This is a genomic window from Longimicrobiaceae bacterium (assembly GCA_035936415.1).
In the GTDB taxonomy this organism is placed as follows: Bacteria; Gemmatimonadota; Gemmatimonadetes; order Longimicrobiales; family Longimicrobiaceae; genus JAFAYN01.
This window is the reverse complement of record DASYWD010000456.1, coordinates 1-1,975: the sequence shown is the minus strand read 5'-3', so window position 1 is coordinate 1,975 and position 1,975 is coordinate 1. Positions and strand designations below refer to the sequence as shown.

The 1,975-nt window shown below is 77.2% G+C and carries 2 protein-coding genes; both read left to right on the top strand.

Translation table 11 applies throughout. The annotated features are described in order from the left end of the window. On the top strand, positions 1 to 378 hold a 378-nt coding region (locus VGR37_18385; protein HEV2149377.1), incomplete at its 5' end, for a hypothetical protein. Beyond that, on the top strand, positions 375 to 1,975 hold a 1,601-nt coding region (locus VGR37_18380; GenBank protein ID HEV2149376.1), incomplete at its 3' end, for a hypothetical protein. The genes VGR37_18385 and VGR37_18380, both read left to right, overlap by 4 nt.

Genomic DNA, 1,975 nt, shown 5'->3' with positions numbered 1-1,975 from the left:
GGGATCACCTACCGCGAGCACCAGGGCTTCCGCACCGTGTCCACCCCGGCGGACGCCACCCTGCGCGGGACCGCGGCGGCGCGCGCCGAGGCCCTCCTCCGCGAGGGCGACGAGCACGCCGCGCGGGGCGACCTGGCCGGGGCGCTGGACCGCTACGACCGCGCCGACGTCCTCCGCGGCGACGACCCGGAGACCACCCTTCGCATCGCCCGGACGCTGGACAAGGCGCTCCGCCCCTTCGAAGCCCAGCTCCGCTACCGCATGTTCCTGCACCAGATGGAGCTGGAGCGCATCCGCGTGACCGGGGAGGCGTACGCGAGGTGGGCGGCGGCCATCGCCGAGGCGCGCGACCGGATCGTCGTCCTGGACCGCAGATGAAGAGCCCGCTCCCGCTCCTGCGGGGCGCGGCCGGGGCGGCGCTCTTCGCCGTCCTGGCCGGGTGCGCCGCGCGGAGCCCGTTCCCGGACCGCCCCCGTCCGGAAACGCTCCCCCCGGAGTCGCCGCTGCGCAGCGCCACCCTCGCGGATGGCGACGCCTGGCTGCGCCACTACCTGATGGCCGGCGACCACGAGGCGGCGCTCCGCCTGCTGCACGCGGGGGCGCGCACCGCCCCGCGGGACGAGCTGGTCCGCCGGCTCCAGCTGGGCGTGGTGCTGCACCAGGCGGGGCGCCACGCGGCCAGCAACGAGGCCTTCGAGTGGGCGGAGCGGGAGGCGGAGCGGCGCTACACGCGCAGCGCGTCGCGCGGCGTGGGGTCGCTGCTGGTGAACGACGGGGTGCTGGAGTACGTCCCCACGCTCCCCGAGCGGGCCATGGTGCCGTACTACCGGATGCTGAACTACCTGGCGCTGGGCGACCGGGAGGCGGCGGTGGTGGAGGCGCGCAAGGCGGGCCTCCTCCTCGCCGACCGCGAGCCGGGGAAGCACTGCTCCGGCGAGGCCTTCCTCCCCTACCTGGCCGGGATGGTGTACCAGGCCGCGGGGGAGCGGAACGACGCGCTCGTCTCCCTCCGCCGCGCCGAGCGCGCCTTCCAGGGGTGCGCGGCGGAGGGCTTCGCCGCGCCCGGCTCGCTGGGGCCGGACCTGTTCCGCGCGGCCAGCGAGCTGGGGGTGCGGGAGGTGGCGGACTCGGCCCGGGCACGCTATGGGCTCACCGCCTCCCCGGGCGTCCCCACGGCGGAGCTGGTGGTCATGGTGGAGCATGGCTGGGTGGCGCACCGCACCGGCGAGGACATCCACGTGCCCGTGTTCCCGGAGGACCTGGACGGCCTGGACGGGGACGACGACGAGGGCGTCGCCGCCGCGGCGGCGCGCGTGACCGCGCGGCTCTTCCGCAACCTGGGGGAGCAGTCCCGGTGGGGGTCCGCCTTCGACGAGCACCCCGCCGCGCGCTGGGCCGCCACGCTCTCCGGGGCGCACGTGCTCAAGTTCGCCTGGCCGGTCTACCGCCTGGAGGCGGCCCGCCCGCTGGAGGTGCGGGTGCTGGTGGACGGCGCGGCGGCGGCGGCGGTCCCGGTGGAGGACGTCTCCGGCGCGGTGGTGCGGGAGTTCGAGCGGAGGCGCCCCCTGGTGCTGACCCGCGCGGTGGGGCGGGGCGTCGTGAAGTTCCTGGCCGCGCGCGAGGTGGAGAAGAAGGCCGAGAAGGAGGGCGGCGAGGTGGCGGGCTACGTGCTCGGGCGGATCGCGAACCTCGCCGGGAACGCGCTGGAGCAGGCGGACACGCGGAGCTGGTCGCTCCTCCCGGACCGGATCTCGCTCGCCCGCCTGCCGCTGGCGCCGGGGGAGCACCGCGTGCGCATCACGGTGCGCGGCGGGGCGGGGGAGAGAGTGGACACGCTGGACCTGGGGACGGTGGCTGTGCGCGCCGGGGAGCGGGCCTTCCTGAGCCGCCGGGCGTGGGGAGCGGACCCGGGCGACCCGGACCGCGTCCGCGAATGGCGCCGCCGCGGCGCGGCCGACGGGTACGACACCCGCTG